At 72.0% G+C, this 16,090-nt stretch carries 15 protein-coding genes and 1 pseudogene; 5 read left to right on the forward strand and 11 right to left on the reverse strand.

Translation table 11 applies throughout. From position 1 onward, the window contains the following. A pseudogene (locus tag CCN29_RS06125) lies at positions 1-664 on the forward strand (transcriptional regulator); the annotation flags it as partial. A 135-nt stretch (positions 665-799) separates the two neighbouring features. Next, positions 800-2,035 carry an aminotransferase-like domain-containing protein gene (locus CCN29_RS06130; protein ID WP_006133276.1) on the forward strand — a complete coding sequence of 412 codons (1,236 nt, stop codon included), beginning with the start codon at positions 800-802 and terminating at the stop codon, positions 2,033-2,035. Positions 2,036-2,076: 41 nt separating this feature from the next. Here CCN29_RS06130 and CCN29_RS06135 read toward each other — a convergent pair whose 3' ends face one another. Both CCN29_RS06135 and CCN29_RS06140 read right to left on the reverse strand, forming a co-directional pair. Then, the gene (locus CCN29_RS06135; protein ID WP_086680437.1) at positions 2,077-2,925 is read right to left on the reverse strand and encodes a helix-turn-helix domain-containing protein; all 849 of its coding nucleotides are present in this window, start codon (positions 2,923-2,925) and stop codon (positions 2,077-2,079) included. Further along, positions 2,922-3,695, reverse strand: a complete 774-nt coding sequence (locus CCN29_RS06140; RefSeq protein WP_242781836.1) for a peptidoglycan-binding protein — start codon at positions 3,693-3,695, stop codon at positions 2,922-2,924. The genes CCN29_RS06135 and CCN29_RS06140 overlap by 4 nt, the downstream gene beginning before the upstream one ends. Positions 3,696-3,981: 286 nt before the next feature. Here CCN29_RS06140 and CCN29_RS06145 point away from each other — a divergent pair, with 286 nt between their 5' ends. After that, the gene (locus tag CCN29_RS06145) at positions 3,982-4,365 is read left to right on the forward strand and encodes a peptidase inhibitor family I36 protein (protein ID WP_006133273.1); all 384 of its coding nucleotides are present in this window, start codon (positions 3,982-3,984) and stop codon (positions 4,363-4,365) included. Positions 4,366-4,458: 93 nt separating this feature from the next. Here CCN29_RS06145 and argS read toward each other — a convergent pair whose 3' ends face one another. Further along, positions 4,459-6,219, reverse strand: coding sequence for an arginine--tRNA ligase (argS, locus tag CCN29_RS06150; RefSeq protein ID WP_086680440.1), 1,761 nt, complete (start codon positions 6,217-6,219; stop codon positions 4,459-4,461). A 233-nt stretch (positions 6,220-6,452) separates the two neighbouring features. On the opposite strand from argS, the gene lysS reads away from it, so the two are divergent. Next, complete coding sequence (gene lysS / locus CCN29_RS06155; protein WP_086680442.1) at positions 6,453-8,195, forward strand: lysine--tRNA ligase; 1,743 nt, start codon at positions 6,453-6,455, stop codon at positions 8,193-8,195. 65 nt (positions 8,196-8,260) lie between these two features. On the opposite strand, the gene CCN29_RS06160 is transcribed toward lysS, so the two are convergent. The 3 genes from CCN29_RS06160 to CCN29_RS06170 form a co-directional block, all read right to left on the reverse strand. Continuing rightward, positions 8,261-9,547 carry a DUF2637 domain-containing protein gene (locus CCN29_RS06160; RefSeq protein ID WP_006133270.1) on the reverse strand — a complete coding sequence of 429 codons (1,287 nt, stop codon included), beginning with the start codon at positions 9,545-9,547 and terminating at the stop codon, positions 8,261-8,263. Between the two features lie 88 nt (positions 9,548-9,635). Further along, complete coding sequence (locus CCN29_RS06165) at positions 9,636-10,475, reverse strand: DUF3558 family protein (protein ID WP_228679088.1); 840 nt, start codon at positions 10,473-10,475, stop codon at positions 9,636-9,638. 133 nt (positions 10,476-10,608) lie between these two features. Then, positions 10,609-11,442: a hypothetical protein gene (locus CCN29_RS06170; protein ID WP_086680444.1), complete on the reverse strand. Its 834-nt coding sequence runs from the start codon at positions 11,440-11,442 to the stop codon at positions 10,609-10,611. A 216-nt stretch (positions 11,443-11,658) separates the two neighbouring features. Here CCN29_RS06170 and CCN29_RS06175 point away from each other — a divergent pair, with 216 nt between their 5' ends. Next, the gene (locus CCN29_RS06175) at positions 11,659-12,852 is read left to right on the forward strand and encodes an RtcB family protein (RefSeq protein ID WP_006133267.1); all 1,194 of its coding nucleotides are present in this window, start codon (positions 11,659-11,661) and stop codon (positions 12,850-12,852) included. A gap of 42 nt (positions 12,853-12,894) precedes the next feature. Here CCN29_RS06175 and CCN29_RS06180 read toward each other — a convergent pair whose 3' ends face one another. The 5 genes from CCN29_RS06180 to CCN29_RS06195 all read right to left on the reverse strand — a co-directional run bounded on the left by CCN29_RS06180 (position 12,895) and on the right by CCN29_RS06195 (position 15,875). Continuing rightward, positions 12,895-13,728 (reverse strand): hypothetical protein, encoded by an 834-nt coding sequence (locus CCN29_RS06180; protein ID WP_006133266.1) that lies wholly within the window; start codon positions 13,726-13,728, stop codon positions 12,895-12,897. Between the two features lie 176 nt (positions 13,729-13,904). After that, positions 13,905-14,468, reverse strand: a complete 564-nt coding sequence (locus CCN29_RS06185; RefSeq protein ID WP_006133265.1) for a dihydrofolate reductase family protein — start codon at positions 14,466-14,468, stop codon at positions 13,905-13,907. 51 nt (positions 14,469-14,519) lie between these two features. Continuing rightward, complete coding sequence (locus CCN29_RS35610; RefSeq protein WP_420711919.1) at positions 14,520-14,756, reverse strand: hypothetical protein; 237 nt, start codon at positions 14,754-14,756, stop codon at positions 14,520-14,522. Continuing rightward, the gene (locus tag CCN29_RS06190) at positions 14,657-15,436 is read right to left on the reverse strand and encodes an SDR family NAD(P)-dependent oxidoreductase (RefSeq protein ID WP_006133263.1); all 780 of its coding nucleotides are present in this window, start codon (positions 15,434-15,436) and stop codon (positions 14,657-14,659) included. The genes CCN29_RS35610 and CCN29_RS06190 overlap by 100 nt, the downstream gene beginning before the upstream one ends. 103 nt (positions 15,437-15,539) lie before the next feature. Continuing rightward, positions 15,540-15,875 (reverse strand): YnfA family protein, encoded by a 336-nt coding sequence (locus tag CCN29_RS06195; RefSeq protein ID WP_006133262.1) that lies wholly within the window; start codon positions 15,873-15,875, stop codon positions 15,540-15,542. Positions 15,876-16,090: the final 215 nt, after the last annotated feature.

The raw sequence follows: 16,090 nt of genomic DNA on the forward strand, positions 1-16,090 counted from the left end.
CTCCGCGCCCGCCGACGCGCCGAGCCAGGGCAGCGCGGAGAGGAGCGGGGTGCCGGTCACCGTGCAGGCGGACCCCTACGCGTGGGAGAGCCCCTGCTCGCAGCGGTACCTGGCGGACAAACCGGCGAGCGAGATGAAGCCGCCGCCGGTCGAGGAGGGCGCCGCGAGCTGGGTGGCGGCGAACGGCGCGGTGTCCTCGGGGCAGCAGTACCTGCGGCTCACCGTGCAGGGCACCGGCCCCGAGACGGTGGTGATCGACGGTCTCACCGTGCGCGTCGCGGGCAAGCGGGCGCCGCTCGCCTGGAACGACTTCGCGATGGCCTACCCGGGCGTGGGCTGCGGAGGCGGCGTCCCGACGCGGGCGTTCAGCGTCTCCCTGGACTCGGCGCGGCCGGCCCTGACCCCCGACCCGGGCAACCAGGACTTCCCGTTCAAGGTCAGCGAGTCCGACCCGGAGGTGTACTACGTCACCGCCTCCGTCTCCGCGTACGACGTCGACTGGTACCTGGAGCTGAAGTGGTCCAGCGGCGACCGCAGCGGCACGCTCACCGTCGACGACGAGGGCCGCCCCTTCCGCACCAGCGGCAACAAGGGCCGCCCGGCGTACGAGTTCCCGATCGGCGGCGACGGCTGGGTGCCGGAGGGGACGACCAAGCTGGAGTGACGACTCGGGGTGGGCGAGACCCGGGCAGGCGATGCGCGGGATGTCCGGATCGCGGAAAGGCGCGTGTAAATACCACGCGTTTCCTTAAGCTGCGGGAACGCGCCGTCGCCGTCACCCAGCCCCAGGAGCCGTGCCATGACCCTCACCGAGCCGTCCACCGCCCCCGCACCCACCCCACGGCTCGCCGCACGGGCGTCGGCGGTCGGCGGCTCGCCCGTGCGGGACATCCTGGCGGTCACCGCACGCCCCGAGGTGATCAACTTCGCGGGCGGCCTGCCGGCGCCGGAGCTGTTCGACGCGGACGGCATAGCGGAGGCGTACCGGGCGGTGTTCGCCGAGACGCCCGCGCGGGCGCTCCAGTACTCCACGACCGAGGGCGAACCCGCGCTGCGGGCCGCGCTCGCCGCACGCGCCACCGCCCGCGGCCTGGCGACCGCGCCGGACGACCTGCTCGTCACCACCGGCTCCCAGCAGGCGCTGTCCCTCCTCGCCACCGCCCTGCTCGAACCCGGCGACACGGTGCTCGTCGAAGACCCCTGCTATCTCGCGGCACTTCAGTCCTTCGCCCTCGCCGGGGCGCGGGTCGTCGCGGTCCCCGGCGACGAACACGGCCTGCACCCCGACGCGTTGGAGGAGCTGGTGGTCCGGGAGCGGCCCAAGCTGCTCTACACCGTCCCCACCTTCCAGAACCCCACCGGCCGCACCCTCCCCGCCGCCCGCCGGGCCGCCGTCGCCGAGGTCGCCGCGCGGCACGGACTGTGGATCGTCGAGGACGACCCGTACGGCGAACTGCGGTACGAGGGCGAGCGGGTACCGTGGATCGCCGCCCACCCGGGCGCCGAGGACCGCACGGTGCTGCTGGGCAGCCTCTCCAAGATCATGGCGCCCGGACTGCGGCTCGGCTGGCTGCGCGCACCCGAGGCGCTGCGCCGCGCCTGCACCGTCGCCAAGCAGGCCGCCGACCTGCACACCCCGACCGTCAACCAGCTGGCCGCCGCCCGCTATCTCGCCGACCGCGACCTCGACGCGCACGTCCGCCGCGTGGCGGGCGTCTACGGCGAGCGCCGGGACGCCATGCTGGCCGGCCTCCCCGACGCCCTCCCCGCCGGCTCGGCCTGGTCCCGCCCCGAGGGCGGCATGTTCCTGTGGGTGCGGCTGCCGTCCTCGTACGACACCACGGCCCTGCTGCCCGAGGTCGTCCGGCACGACGTCGCGTACGTCCCCGGCGCCCCCTTCCACGCGGGCGAACCCGACCGCTCCACCCTCCGCCTGTGCTTCGTGACGCAGACACCGGAGGAGATCGCCGAGGGGCTGCGCAGGCTGGGCGCGGGGCTGAGCGCCGAGTTCGCATCGACGTACCCGAGGGCCTGACGCTGCCGCGGTGAGGACGGGGACGGCTCCCGCCCCCCGGTTCAGCGCACCGTGGCCTCGAAGCACTCCGGGTCCGTGCCGGCGGCCGACGAATGGAAGCAGGCCCGGACGACCGCGCCCGGACTCGTCACCGCCATCGGTGTGTAGAGGTACGCCTGCGCGTCCAGGGCGTCCGTCACCTCGGCGGAGCGGGGCGGGCCGGGCGCGACCAGTTCGACGCGGTCGCCGATCTCGGTGGCCCACATACGCGCCCAGCTCGTCCCGCACCGGGGGCTGTGGCGCAGCTCCAGGCGGGCGCCGACCGCGGTGCGGTAGGTGGTGAGGGTGTCCGGGTGGACCCCGCACAGCATGTTGATGGGGTCCTTGCCCGCGCAGGACGCGCCCCGGCAGCGCGGCGGCGGGACCACGGCCGCCCCCGGGGACGCCGGCGCCGTACGGGCCGCCCCGGCCGAGCCGTCCGGCGCGCCGCCGTCCGTCAGCAGGACGGCCGCGGTGACGGCCGACGCCAGCACCGCCGCCCCGGCCGCGACCGCCACCGCGACGCGCAACGACCGATTCCGGTTCGTCCCTTCGGGTGGCGGCGGCGCGGACGCCTCCTTCCGCCCGGTCCCGCGGGACGGCGCGTCCGCCGGGGCGTGGGCGGCGCGTCCGCTGCCCGCCGCCTCCGCGATCTCCCACAGCGCGAGACAGCGCCCGTCCGGTTCGCCCGCCAGACGGCACAGCGCCCGCACCGCGTCGCGGGGCGGCAGGGTGTCGCCCTTGAGATAGCGGCCCCAGGAGGACTTGCTGAACGGGGTGCGCTCCTCCAGGCCCGTCAGGCTCAGGCCCGTGCGCTGCCGCACCTCCCGCAGGGCGGCGGCCAGTTCGGCTCGTTCCAGCGGTGGTGTCATCCGCGCAGGGCTCCCCAGGTGTGCGGCCCGACGATGCCGTCGTCGACCAGGCCCGCCTTCTGCTGGAGCCGCTGGACGGCCCGCTCGGTCCTCGGGCCGTAGATGCCGTCGATGTCCCCCGGCGGGAACCCGGCCCGCCGCAACAGGCACTGCGCCTCGGCGACCTGGGGCCCGGCGTGCCCGCTCGCCAGGATCGCGTCCCGCGTCCGGCTCAGCCCCGCGAACCACTGCCCGCCGATCCGCTCGATCCGGCAGGTGTACGACGTGGCCACCGGCGACGGCGCGACGCCGGCCGGTGCGGCCGTGGACACCGCGGGCGGCTCCGCCCGACCCGCGTCACCCCCGACGGCCCGCGCCACCAGCACCGCCGCCGACGCGGCCACCAGCACGAACGTCACCAACCACGCGACGACCGGGCCCCGCGCGGGCCGTCGACGGCGGGCGGGCGGTCCGGGCGTCGCCCCGGCCGGGGTGGTGTCGGCGGCGTCCGCGTCCGCCGGCGGCCCCGTCCAGGCCGCCGACGCCACCTCCCACAGGGCCAGCAGGCGGGTCGGGTTCTCCCCGGCGACCGCCGCGACCGCCTCGACGGCCTCCTTCGGCGGCAGCGACCTGCCGCCCAGGTACCGCTCCCACGACGACGTGCTGTATCCCGTCTTCGCCGCCAGCTGACGCATGCTCAGCCCGCTGTGGTCCTTCAGCCGGCGCAGGCTCACCACCAGATGCCGTGCCCTGGGATCGAGGCCCGCGGGCAGTGCTTTCCAACGCGACATCTTTTCCCCCGATCGCGCGTACGGGTTCTCCCCGTTCGCATTCTGCAACAGCCAGGGGCGCCCCCACGGGACTTCGGCGCCGGCCCCGCACCGTTCCGGCCACGGCGTCCCGCCGTCCCGCCGGACCGTCCCACGACCGTGGGAAACCGCAGGTCAGAGGGTGGAACGTCCCACGGTGACGTCACTTCGGCGGCAGCCGTGGCGGTGGCGGGGCGGTGTCCGCCAGTCTCGGTGACGAGCCGGCCCGCCGGGGCCGGCGCCACCCGCGTTTCGAAGGGGGAACAGCATGACCATCACCCGCAAGCTCGCCGTCCTGGCCACCGGGGTCGCCATGACCGGGGGCCTGCTGGCCGGCACCGCCGGGTCCGCCGGGGCCGCCGAGACCGCGCCGTCCGCCGCGAGCGACTGCCCGTCGGGCTGGTTCTGCGTCTGGTCCGGGCAGAACTACACCGGACGCATGCAGAAGGTCGCCGGCACGAACAAGGACCTGACCCAGTTCTCGGTCTTCCAGAACTTCAAGTCCTGGTACAACCACGGTGCGTCCTGCGACTTCAAGTGGTACTCCGCGAAGAACCACGGCGGCTCCAGCGGCATCGTCCCGCGCGGATACAAGACGACCGACGGCGCCTCCCACTACATCAAGTCCAACACGTGGGTGAACTGCCGCTGACCGACGGCGGTCACGGGGGCCCGTACACGACCGCGGCCCGTCCGCTCCCCCCGAGGGAGTGGACGGGCCGCGTGCCGTAGGGCCGTCGGGGCGTCAGAGCCGCTCGGGCGTCCTGATGCCCAGCAGCGCCATGCCCTTGGTCAGCGTGCGGGCCGTGAGGTCGCAGAGGAACAGGCGGTTCTCCGCCACGTCCCGCGGAGGCTGCGGCTTGATCACCGGGCACTTGTCGTAGAACGACGTGTACAGCGACGCCAGCTGGTACAGGTACGCCGTCAGCTTGTGCGGCGCGTACTCCGCAGCCGCCTCGAACACCGTGTCCCCGAACGCGTCCAGGTGCAGTCCGAGCGCGCGCTCGGCCTCGTGCAGCTCCAGCTCCGGGTGCGCGGCCGGCCGTACGTCCCCGGCCTTCCGCAGGATCGACTGGATCCGCGCGTACGCGTACTGGAGGTACACCGAGGTGTCGCCGTTGAGCGAGACCATCTGGTCCAGGTCGAACTTGTAGTCGCGGCTCGGCGACGTCGACAGGTCCGCGTACTTCACGGCGCCGATGCCGACCTGCTCGGCCCGCTCCTGGATCTCCTCCTCGGTGAGGTCCTTCGCCTTCTCCCGGACGACCTCGGCGGCCCGCTGCACGGCCTCGTCCAGCAGGTCCTCCAGTCGGACCGTCTCGCCCGCACGGGTCTTGAACGGCTTGCCGTCCGCGCCCAGCACGGTGCCGTAGGCCATGTTGTGCGCGGTGACGTCGTCGTTCAGCCAGCCGGCCCGGCGGGCGGTCTCGAAGACCATCTTGAAGTGCAGCGACTGCCGCACGTCGACCACGTACAGCAGGGTCGTCGCCCGCAGGTCGAAGACCCGGTCGCGGATCGCGGTCAGGTCGGAGGCCGCGTAGCCGAAGCCGCCGTCGGCCTTCTGCACGATCAGCGGGACCGGCTGGTCGTCCTTGCCGCGGATGTCGTCGAAGAACACCACCAGCGCGCCCTCGGAGCGCTCGGCGACGCCCATCTCCTCGAGCAGCCGCGCGGTCTCCGGCATGCCGTCGTTGTACGCGGACTCGCCGACGATCTCCTCGTCCCGGATCTCCATGTCGAGCTTGTCGAAGACCGAGTAGAAGTAGACCTTCGACTCGTCCACGAACTGCTGCCACAGCTCGAGGGTCTCCTTGTCGCCGGACTGGAGGGCGACGACCCGCTTGCGCGCCCGCTCCTTGAACGCCTCGTCGGAGTCGAACACCGCCCGCGAGGCCTTGTAGACCCGGTTGAGGTTCGACATGGCCTGCTCGCCGTCGACCTCGGAGGGCGGGGCCAGCTCGCCCGGGTGCTCCAGCAGGTACTGGATGAGCATGCCGAACTGGGTGCCCCAGTCGCCGATGTGGTGCCGGCCGATCGTCGTCTCGCCGGTGAAGTCGAGCATGCCGCGCAGGGCGTCGCCGATCACCGCGGACCGCAGGTGGCCGACGTGCATCTCCTTGGCCACGTTCGGCTGGGCGTAGTCGATCACCGTGACGCCCGGCTTCTCGGCGAGGGGCACGCCGAGGCGGCCCGTGTCGTCCGCGTACCGCGCGGCCAGGTTCTCCACGACGGCCCGGTCGGCGATCGTGATGTTGAGGAAGCCGGGTCCTGACACCTCGACGTCCTTGATCACGTCACCGGTGGTGATGCGGGAGACCACCTCGGCCGCCAGGTCACGCGGGTTGGCCTTGGCCTTCTTCGCCAGCGCGAGGATCCCGTTGGCCTGGAAGTCCGCCCGGTCGCTGCGTCGCAGCAGCGGGTCCGCGGACGCCTCCGGCCGGGTGGCGGAGAGGGCGGACGCGAGCTGCTCGCTGACGAGATCGGTGAGCGATGTGACCGAGGCCATGGAGTGGGTGCCGTTCTCCTCGTGGGTCAGATGGACACGGTCAGTATCCCACGGGGGGTAAAGCGGTTTTTCCGTGCGCGGGGGCGCGGCCTCCCTCGCGGACGCCCTCCCGCGAAGGCGTCCGGGGCCGCGCGGAGGCCGGTGAAAAGGCGTTTTCGCGGTGGCCGCGGGAGCTGGGAGAATGGCACGGTCAGCCGTGCGACCGTACCGGCTGCCCGAGCAGAAAGAAGGACGTGCCGATCGTGGCTCAGAGCACCGAGACCACCGACTGGGTCTCCCGTTTCGCGGATGAGGTCATCGAGGAGTCGGAGCGCCGGGCCCCGGGCAAACCCGTCGTCGTCGCGTCCGGGCTGTCCCCCTCCGGCCCGATCCACCTGGGCAACCTGCGCGAGGTCATGACCCCGCACCTGGTCGCCGACGAGATCCGCCGCCGCGGGTACCAGGTGCGGCACCTGATCTCCTGGGACGACTACGACCGCTACCGCAAGGTGCCGGCCGGCGTCCCCGGCGTCGACGAGACCTGGGCCGAGCACATCGGCAAGCCGCTGACCTCCGTCCCCGCCCCCAAGGGCTCGCCGTACCCCAACTGGGCCGAGCACTTCAAGGCCGCCATGGTCGAGTCGCTGGCCGAGCTGGGCGTGGAGTTCGACGGGATCAGCCAGACGGAGCAGTACACCTCCGGCGTCTACCGCGAGCAGATCCTGCACGCCATGAGGCACCGCGCGGACATCGACGCGATCCTCGCGCAGTACCGCACCAAGAAGGCCCCGGCGAAGAAGCAGCAGCAGAAGCCGGTCGACGAGGCCGAGCTGGAGGCCGCCGAGGGCTCCGGCGCCGCCGCCGAGGACGACGGCAGCTCCGGCTCCGCCGGCTACTTCCCGTACAAGCCGTACTGCGGCAACTGCGAGAAGGACCTCACTACGGTCACCTCCTACGACGACGACTCCACCGAGCTGACCTACTCCTGCACGTCCTGCGGCTTCTCGGAGACCGTCCGGCTGGGCGAGTTCAACCGGGGCAAGCTGGTCTGGAAGGTCGACTGGCCGATGCGCTGGGCCTACGAGGGCGTGATCTTCGAGCCCAGCGGCGTGGACCACTCCTCGCCCGGCTCGTCGTTCCAGGTGGGCGGCCAGATCGTCGGGATCTTCGGCGGCAAGCAGCCGATCGGCCCGATGTACGCGTTCGTCGGCATCAGCGGCATGGCGAAGATGTCGTCCTCCAAGGGCGGCGTGCCCACCCCGGCGGACGCCCTGAAGATCATGGAGCCGCAGCTGCTGCGCTGGCTCTACGCCCGCCGCCGCCCCAACCAGTCCTTCAAGGTCGCCTTCGACCAGGAGATCCAGCGCCTCTACGACGAGTGGGACCGCCTCGAGGCGAAGGTCGCCGACGGCTCGGTCCTGCCCGCCGACGCCGCCGCGCACTCCCGCGCGGTGCGCACGGCGAGCGGCGAGCTGCCGCGCACGCCCCGCCCGCTGCCGTACCGCACGCTCGCCTCCGTCGCCGACATCACCGCCGGCCACGAGGACCAGGCGCTGCGCATCCTCAGCGACCTCGACCCGGCGAACCCGCTGACCTCCCTCGACGAGGCCCGCCCGCGCTACGACAAGGCCGAGGCGTGGATCAACACCCACGTCCCCGCCGACCAGCGCACCATCGTCCGCGACGAGCCCGACACCGAGCTGCTGAAGTCCCTCGACGAGCAGGCCCGCGAGTCCCTGCGACTGCTGCTCGACGGCCTCGCCGACAACTGGTCCCTGGACGGCCTGACCCACCTCGTCTACGGCGTCCCGAAGGTCCAGGCGGGCTTCTCCCCCGACGCCACGCCCAAGGAGCTGCCCGCGGAGATCAAGACCGCCCAGCGGACCTTCTTCGCCCTGCTCTACCAGCTCCTGGTCAGCCGCGACACGGGCCCGCGCCTGCCCACCCTGCTGCTCGCGGTGGGGCAGGAGCGGGTGAGGACCCTGCTCGGGGAGTAAGCGGCGGTACGACGACAGGGGGCGCCCGGTGCAGGCCGGGCGCCCCCTGTCGTCGTGTGCGCGCGTTACGCGATGTGGTCCTCTTCCATCTCCGCCGTGTGGCGCGTCTGGAAGCGTTCCGCGAGGGCCTTCAAGGTGCTCGGGCTCAGTGCCGTGCCGTAGGTCGCCTCGATGTTGTCCCCGAGAACGCGGGGCGTGGGGTAGCTGCCGTCTATCGACTGGCGGAACACCTGGTAGTACGCCTCCTCGTCCGGCTCCGCGCCGGGCACGCCGCCGCCCTCGCCGAGCTCGCGGGTGCGGCCGCCCGGCACCACCGGGATGGGGAAGCTGCCGGTCTCCTCCGGGGAGGGCTCCTGCAGCGGCGGCTCCTCCTGGTACTGGTCCTGGTACTGCTCGGCCTGCTGCTGCTCCGCGTACCAGCGGGCGTACTCCTCGTCCGGGTCGTACGTGGGGTCGTAGCCGCCCTGGTACTCGACGGACTGCGGGTCGCGGGCGTGCAGCCAGGGATTGGCCGCGGCGTCCTCCCCCCGACCGGGGTTCTCGTGGCCCTCGAGCTCCAGGCGCTGCTCGGCGGGAGGCGCCGCCGCGCCCACCTGTGCCGCCCCGGCTGCGCGGCCGTCCGCCGCCATGGGCGGCTCCGGCGCCGGGGGTATCAGCGCCGGCTCTATGCCCGCCGCCGCCAGCCCCGACGGAGCCGTCTCGGCCAGCGGTACACCGTACTTGGCGAGACGCAGGGGCATCAGAGCCTCCACCGGCGCCTTGCGGCGCCAGGCGCGGCCGAAGCGGGAGCGCAGCCGGGCCTGGTAGACCAGCCGCTCCTGCTCCAGCTTGATCACCTGCTCGTACGAGCGCAGCTCCCACAGCTTCATCCGGCGCCACAGCAGGAACGTCGGGACCGGCGAGAGCAGCCAGCGGGTGAGCCGCACGCCCTCCATGTGCTTGTCGGCGGTGATGTCGGCGATCCGGCCGATCGCGTGCCGGGCGGCCTCCACGGAGACCACGAACAGCACGGGAATCACCCCGTGCATGCCCACACCGAGCGGGTCGGGCCAGGCCGCCGCGCCGTTGAAGGCGATCGTCGCCGCCGTCAGCAGCCACGCCGTCTGCCGCAGCAGCGGGAACGGGATGCGGATCCACGTCAGCAGCAGATCCAGCGCCAGCAGGACGCAGATGCCCGCGTCGATGCCGATCGGAAAGACGTAACTGAAGTCGCCGAAGCCCTTCTTCAGGGCCAGCTCACGGACCGCCGCGTACGAACCGGCGAAGCCGATCCCGGCGATGACGACGGCACCGGTGACGACCACGCCGATGAGAACCCGGTGCATCCGTGTCAGCTGCAGTGGCGCGGCCACCCGTACTCCCCTCCCAGTGCGTGTTGTTGCGCGCAACAGAGTGGCACATGTGTGCGGAGGACGGGTGGCCGGTTCTGGTACAGCGGGTTCAGCTCTTGCCGGAGGCGGACGCCGACGCCGCGTCGGACGGCGTCACCGACGGCCTGCCGGACGCCTTGCCGGACGGCGCGGAGGACGGCGAACCGGCCGCCGCACCCGGGCCGTTGGCCTTCGTCACGGACAGCACGGCCTCCTTGGCGGCCTTCTTCGCGTCCGCCATCAGCGCGTCGGCGTCCGGCGTCTTGTCGCCCGCCAGACCCGCGCCGTTGTAGTCGAGCGTGACGACCACGTTCTCCACGCGCGCCACGACCGTCTGCTGCTTGAAGGTGCCTTCCTTCTTCTTCAGGTCGTAGCGCACCGCCGTCGCCTCGTCGCCGGTGCCCGCCAGCGCCTCCGCGCGCAGGCTCTTCGCGTCCGGCGTCGCCCGGACCTCGCCCACCTGCTTGTCGTAGTACTCCTTGGCCAGCTTGTCGCCCGGGCCGCGCGTGGTGTCCGACTCGAAGCGCAGCAGCGACACGTTCAGCCAGCGGAACTGCGAACCCTTCACGCCGTTGTTGTCCAGGCTGCTCCAGGAACAACTGGCCCGCGAGGCCACGTCGTCCGAGCTGCCCTGCTTGCCGGACTTCGCCTTCGGCGCCAGGTCCTTCAAGGTCTTCTTCGTCAGCACCCCGCACGCCTCCGGCAGCGTCCGGTACGCCGCCGCCTGCACGGTCGGCGACGGGCTCGCCGACGCGGACGCGCTCGCCGCCTTGTCCCCTCCGTCGTCGGAGCCGGAGTCCGAGGAGCAGCCGGCGGCGACCAGCATCACGGGGACCGCTGCCGCGCAGACAAGGACGCGGGTCAGGCGCTTGGCTCGCTCGGGCTGCTCTCGCTGTGCTCGTCGCTGCATGGTTCCTTCACTCATGACGCTCGTGTTCCCTGCGGTCGGAACGGTGTCCGAGGGGTCACGGTACGCGCCCCGTCACCCGTACGGCCGTAACTCGCGGGCTTCGCGGAGAGCGTGGAGGCGCCGTGAACGAGGGTCAGCCGCCCAGCGACTCGGACAGCTCGGCGGCCAGTTTCCGGGCCCTGTCCTGCATTTCCTTGCTGTCCGGCACCGCTCCGACGGTCACCGGCTGCTCCGCGTACTCGACGGTCACGATGACGTTGGACGTGCGGAACGCCACAGTCACGGTGCGCTCCTGAGCGGTCGACCCGGACCGGTCGAGCGCGTCGTCGAGGAACGCCTCGTCGCCCAGATCCTCCAGCACCCGCGGCTGGAGATCGGACGGCGCGACGGACGGCGACGCCGACGACGAGGGCGACGAGGGCGAACCGGACGCCGGCGCCGAACCGCCGGGATCCGCCGGGGCCGTCGACGTACCGGAACCCGACGGGGACGGCGAACCGGAACCCGTGACCGTCGGCTCGGGCAGCTGCGCCGCCTCCCGCTTGCGGGCGAACAGCTCCTCGGCCTGGACGTCGTCACTGACCGCGTTGTCGTACGAGACGACCCGCTCGAAGTCCACCAGCAGCCGGTCGGTCGCCGCGAGCGACTCCACCTTCCAACGGCAGCCCACCTTGCGGTCGGTGTCGTAGGTCAGCGTCGCCTCGCCCGCGTACGCCTTCTCCCGCTGCTGCTCGTCCGTCAACTCCGCGAGCCCCGGCAGGAGTTCCTCCAGTGTCCGGCCGTCCACGGCGCCGCACGGCTCAGGAAGGGTCGCGTACCGGCCGGGCTGGGCCGCCTGGGTCGCCGTGCCGGCGCTGCCCGGGTTGGAGTCGTCCGCCTGACCGCCGCTGTCCGGGCTGCCGGTGCAGCCGGCCAGTACGGCCGCGAGGAGCGCGGCGACGCCGGGTCCGTACGCCTTCCGCTGCACGGTCCAGGTCCTCTCGACGGTGGGTGCGGGCCGCTGCCCGCCGGGTCCTTCCAGTGTCCCCGCTGGTTATTCGCTTGCCGCAGGGGGGAGCCGGTCGCAGACAATGTGTATCGCACGCACTGCCGCGGACGCCGGTCCGTCATCCCTTTTCACCGACCTTGGCGCCGGTTTTGCGTTATGAGACTTCTGTACGTTTTCCGGGGGAATGAGGACACCATGTCGTACGTGGAACTGCCGGGCGCGAAGGTGCCGATCCGTATGTGGACGGACCCGGCGACGGTCGAGGAGGGCGCGCTCCAGCAGCTGCGCAACGTCGCCACCCTGCCCTGGATCAAGGGCCTGGCCGTGATGCCGGACGTGCACTACGGCAAGGGCGCCACGGTCGGCTCGGTCATCGCGATGCGGGGCGCGGTGTGCCCGGCGGCGGTGGGCGTCGACATCGGCTGCGGCATGTCCGCGGTGAAGACCTCCCTCACGGCCAACGACCTCCCGGGCGACCTCTCCCGGCTGCGCTCGCGCATCGAGCAGGCCATCCCGGTGGGCCGCGGCATGCACGACGACCCGGTCGACCCCGGCCGCCTCCACGGCTTCGCGACGTCCGGCTGGGACGATTTCTGGACCCGCTTCGGCGGGGTCGCGGACGCGGTGAAGTGGCGCGAGGAGCGGGCGGCGAAGCAGATGGGAACGCTCGGGTCGGGCAACCACATGATCGAATTGTGCCTCGATCAGTCGGACGCGGTCTGGCTCATGCTGCACTCCGGTTCCCGCAACATCGGCAAGGAGCTGGCGGAGCACCACATCGGTGTCGCTCAGAGCCTCCCGCACAACCAGGGCCTGGTCGACCGGGATCTCGCCGTCTTCGTGGCGGACACACCCCAGATGGGGGCGTACCGGAACGATCTGTACTGGGCGCAGGAGTACGCGAAGTACAATCGCGCGATCATGATGGGGCTCCTGAAGGACGTGGTCCGCAGGGAGTTCAAGAAGGCGAAGCCGACCTTCGAGCAGGAGATCTCCTGCCACCACAACTATGTGGCCGAAGAGCGCTACCAGGGGGTGGACCTGCTCGTCACCCGCAAGGGCGCGATCCGGGCGGGCTCCGGCGAGTACGGAATCATCCCCGGGTCGATGGGGACGAGCTCCTACATCGTGAAGGGGCTCGGTAACGAGAAGGCCTTCAACTCGGCTTCGCACGGCGCTGGGCGTCGCATGAGCCGGAACGCGGCGAAGCGGCGCTTCACGGTCCGGGACCTGGAGGAGCAGACGCGCGGGGTCGAATGCCGGAAGGACTCCGGCGTGCTGGACGAGATCCCGGGCGCCTACAAGAACATCGACCAGGTGATGGAGCAGCAGCGTGACCTGGTGGAGGTCGTGGCGAAGCTCAAGCAGTTCGTCTGCGTGAAGGGCTGACGCGCGCGGCTCCGGATAGTGACGCCCGGGGCTTCTTCGCCGTCACTGCCCGCTGGGCAAGGGCACCTGACCGGACCGGAGCCGCCACATGCGGAGATTGCAGCTCTGTGGCGTCCGGCCGAGCACCTCGGCTGCCGTGGTGGGGCTGCCCAGTCGCAGCAGCACGCGATCCTCGTCCGGGGTCCAGCGCCGCGACGTGTACGCGGACCGCATCCCCGCCGGGCGCACCCATGAAGCGAGCGAGTCGGCGGCGGCCTGCTTCCGGGCCAGAGCGAGGCAGCCCGGGTAGTACAGGTCCGTCGCCAGACGCTGGCCCGCCTCCATGGCGATCAGCACGTTGTAGATGTCGTCCCGGGCATTGCGTCCGACCGTGCGCCTGACGCCGGCCACCTCTTCCACATAGGTGCAGAAGTAGCGGCCGATCGCCGTGCTGGCCGTCGTGAGAGAGACGAAGGGGAACCCTTTGCCCGTGTACCCCACCGATCCGTCGGCGTCGATGACCCCTCGCAGGTAGTCGCGTGCGGAGAAGCGGCCGCGCGGTGGTGCGACCGTCTTCGACTTACGCCCGTAGGGGAGGCCGAGGCCGTTGAGGGTTGTCCTGGCCTCCAGAGAACACAGGCACCAGACCGCCGAGGTGTGTGTCTCGGCGAAGTTGGTGGACCGGGTGCGCTGGGTGATGCTGCTGTTGTACGGAGTCAGCCTCTGGAACTCGCGCAGGAGGTCGATGTCCCTGACGCTGACCTCCAGCGTCAGTCGTCCCCGCTGCCGGGGCTGCTGGGAGAGGTGCCCGTCGGCCTGAAGGAAGCCGAACATGTAGGCGTACTCCGGGACCGTGAGGTCCATGAACCGGTGAACGACAGGCTCGCGTGCAGCCATGGAAGGTCGCGCCCTTCTCGCTGGTCAGGTCCTCGCGCCGGACCCGTATCCGGGCGCGATGGCCGTCGAGTTGATCTGTGGCGCGAGCCTAGGTCGGCCGTTCGGCGGCCGTATGGGTGATCGGCCGACGTTCACTCGTGTGAGTCAACTCGGCGAGCAGCCGGCGTTTCCGGCGGCTACCGCTTCACGCGGTGGCGGAGGTACACCGCTCTCGACGCCAGGGGGCGGGTCTCGACGAGGTCGAGGTCGACGCGGCGTTCGTCGTGGGGGAAGAAGCGGGTGCCTCCGCCGACCAGGACCGGGTGGACGATCGTGCGGTACTCGTCGATCAGGCCCGCCGCGGCCGCCTCGGCGGCCAGGGTCGCGCCGCCGATCGCGATGTCGCCCTCGCCCGGCTCCGCCCGCAGCCGCGCGATCTCCTCGGCGACGCTCCCGGTGGCCAGGCGCGCGTTGCCCCGCACCTCTGTCAGCGTGCGGGAGAAGACCACCTTGGGCAGGGGGTTCCACACGTCGATCCACTCGCGGTCCGCCTCACTGAGCGTGGGGTCGTCGGCGACGGTCTCCCAGTAGAGCATCGTCTCGTACAGCCGCCGGCCGAGAAGGTGGACGCCGAGCCCCCGGGTCTCGTCGATCCAGAAGCGGAAGATCTCCTCGTCGGGCGCGGACCAGTCGATGCCGCCGTCCGGCCCGGTGATGTAGCCGTCGAGCGAGATGCCCATCGCATAGGTCACGTCACGCATGGCGCGTCCTCCTCCGTGTCGGGGGTCCCCGGTAACACGTACAGGATCGCCCTACTTGGCGTGCTTGACCGCGTAAATCATCACGAACGCCACGATGTGGATGCCGAAGAGGAAGTAGCCGAGGTAGAGCCAGACGTAGCGCTCGCGCTTCTTCTCCAGCTCCAGGCGGTGCCGCTCGCCGTCCGTGGTCATCGTGCTTCCCGGTGCACCTTGCTGTTCGACGCCTGGGCGCGCGGGCGGACGACCAGCAGGTCGATGTTGACGTGGGGCGGCCGGGTCACCGCCCAGGTGATGGTGTCGGCCACGTCGTCCGCCGTGAGGGGCTCGGCGACCCCCTCGTAGACCTTGGCGGCCTTCTCCGCGTCGCCGCCGAACCGGGTGAGCGCGAACTCCTCCGTCTTCACCATGCCGGGCGCGACCTCGATCACCCGCACCGGGCGGCCGACGATCTCCAGGCGCAGGGTCTCGGCGAGGACGTGCGCGCCGTGCTTGGCGGCGACGTACCCGGCGCCGCCCTCGTAGGTGGCGTGGCCGGCGGTGGAGGAGACCACCACGACCGTGCCGTCGCCGCTCGCGTCCAGCTTGGGCAGCAGGGCCTGGGTGAGGTTGAGGGTGCCGATGACGTTGGTCTCGTACATCGTGCGCCAGTCCTGCGGGTCGCCGGTGGCGACCGGGTCCGCGCCGAGCGCGCCGCCCGCGTTGTTGACCAGCACGCCGACGGTGCGGAACGCGGTGGCGAACTCGTCGACGGCGGCGCGGTCGGTGACGTCGAGGGGGTACGCCGTCGCCGAGTGCCCGGCCGCGGTCAGCTCATCGGCGAGCGCCTCGATGCGGTCCTTGCGGCGGGCCGTGAGGACGACGCGGTAGCCGGCCTCGGCGAGCCTGCGTGCCGTGGCGGCGCCGATCCCGCCGCTCGCCCCGGTGACGACGGCGATACGGGACGCGGCGGGCGGTACGGCGGTGGCCATGGGCTGCTCCTCCAGGCGGACGGTCGGCGCGTGCGGTACGGCCGCGCCCGGCCAGCATAAGCGGGGGCGGGAAGGGGGCGGGCAGCCCTTCGGAGCGCCCGCGTCAGCCGCCCCGCGGGCCCCACATGATCACCGCCATGCCGGCCAGGCAGACCAGCGCGCCGGTGATGTCCCAGCGGTCCGGGCGGTAGCCGTCGGCAACCACGCCCCACAGGATCGACCCGGCGACGAAGATGCCGCCGTACGCGGCGAGCACCCGGCCGAAGTGGGCGTCGGGCTGGAAGGTGGCCACGAAGCCGTACGCGCCGAGGGCGAGGACGCCGCCGGCCGCCCACATCCAGCCGCGGTGTTCGCGGACACCCTGCCAGACCAGCCAGGCGCCGCCGATCTCCAGGATCGCGGCGAGGACGAACAGGGCGGCGGAGCGGAGGATCAGCATGTCCGCAGCTTGGCACGGGCCGCGCGGGTCACCTGAGTCACCTGTGTCACCTGTGTCACCTGTTGGAGGGCGCCTGTGCCGGTGCGGTGCGCGGGATACATGGCCCCGTGACGGACGCAGCGGACGGACGGGCCGGGGACGCGACGAGGACGGGGGCAGGGGAGTCGACGGCGGGACCGCCGGAGGCCCCTCCCCCGGCGGGGACGCGGTCGCGG

The sequence above is a fragment of the Streptomyces pseudogriseolus genome (assembly GCA_002154585.1).
Classification (GTDB): Bacteria; Actinomycetota; Actinomycetes; order Streptomycetales; family Streptomycetaceae; genus Streptomyces; species Streptomyces pseudogriseolus.

Coding starts and splice junctions, on each gene's coding strand:
- CCN29_RS06130 (WP_006133276.1), top strand. CDS start 800: ATGACCCTCACCGAGCCGTCCACCGCCCCCGCACCCACCCCACGGCTC.
- CCN29_RS06135 (WP_086680437.1), bottom strand. CDS start 2,925: ATGACACCACCGCTGGAACGAGCCGAACTGGCCGCCGCCCTGCGGGAG.
- CCN29_RS06140 (WP_242781836.1), bottom strand. CDS start 3,695: ATGTCGCGTTGGAAAGCACTGCCCGCGGGCCTCGATCCCAGGGCACGG.
- CCN29_RS06145 (WP_006133273.1), top strand. CDS start 3,982: ATGACCATCACCCGCAAGCTCGCCGTCCTGGCCACCGGGGTCGCCATG.
- argS (WP_086680440.1), bottom strand. CDS start 6,219: ATGGCCTCGGTCACATCGCTCACCGATCTCGTCAGCGAGCAGCTCGCG.
- CCN29_RS06165 (WP_228679088.1), bottom strand. CDS start 10,475: ATGCAGCGACGAGCACAGCGAGAGCAGCCCGAGCGAGCCAAGCGCCTG.
- CCN29_RS06175 (WP_006133267.1), top strand. CDS start 11,659: ATGTCGTACGTGGAACTGCCGGGCGCGAAGGTGCCGATCCGTATGTGG.
- CCN29_RS06180 (WP_006133266.1), bottom strand. CDS start 13,728: ATGGCTGCACGCGAGCCTGTCGTTCACCGGTTCATGGACCTCACGGTC.
- CCN29_RS06185 (WP_006133265.1), bottom strand. CDS start 14,468: ATGCGTGACGTGACCTATGCGATGGGCATCTCGCTCGACGGCTACATC.
- CCN29_RS06190 (WP_006133263.1), bottom strand. CDS start 15,436: ATGGCCACCGCCGTACCGCCCGCCGCGTCCCGTATCGCCGTCGTCACC.
- CCN29_RS06195 (WP_006133262.1), bottom strand. CDS start 15,875: ATGCTGATCCTCCGCTCCGCCGCCCTGTTCGTCCTCGCCGCGATCCTG.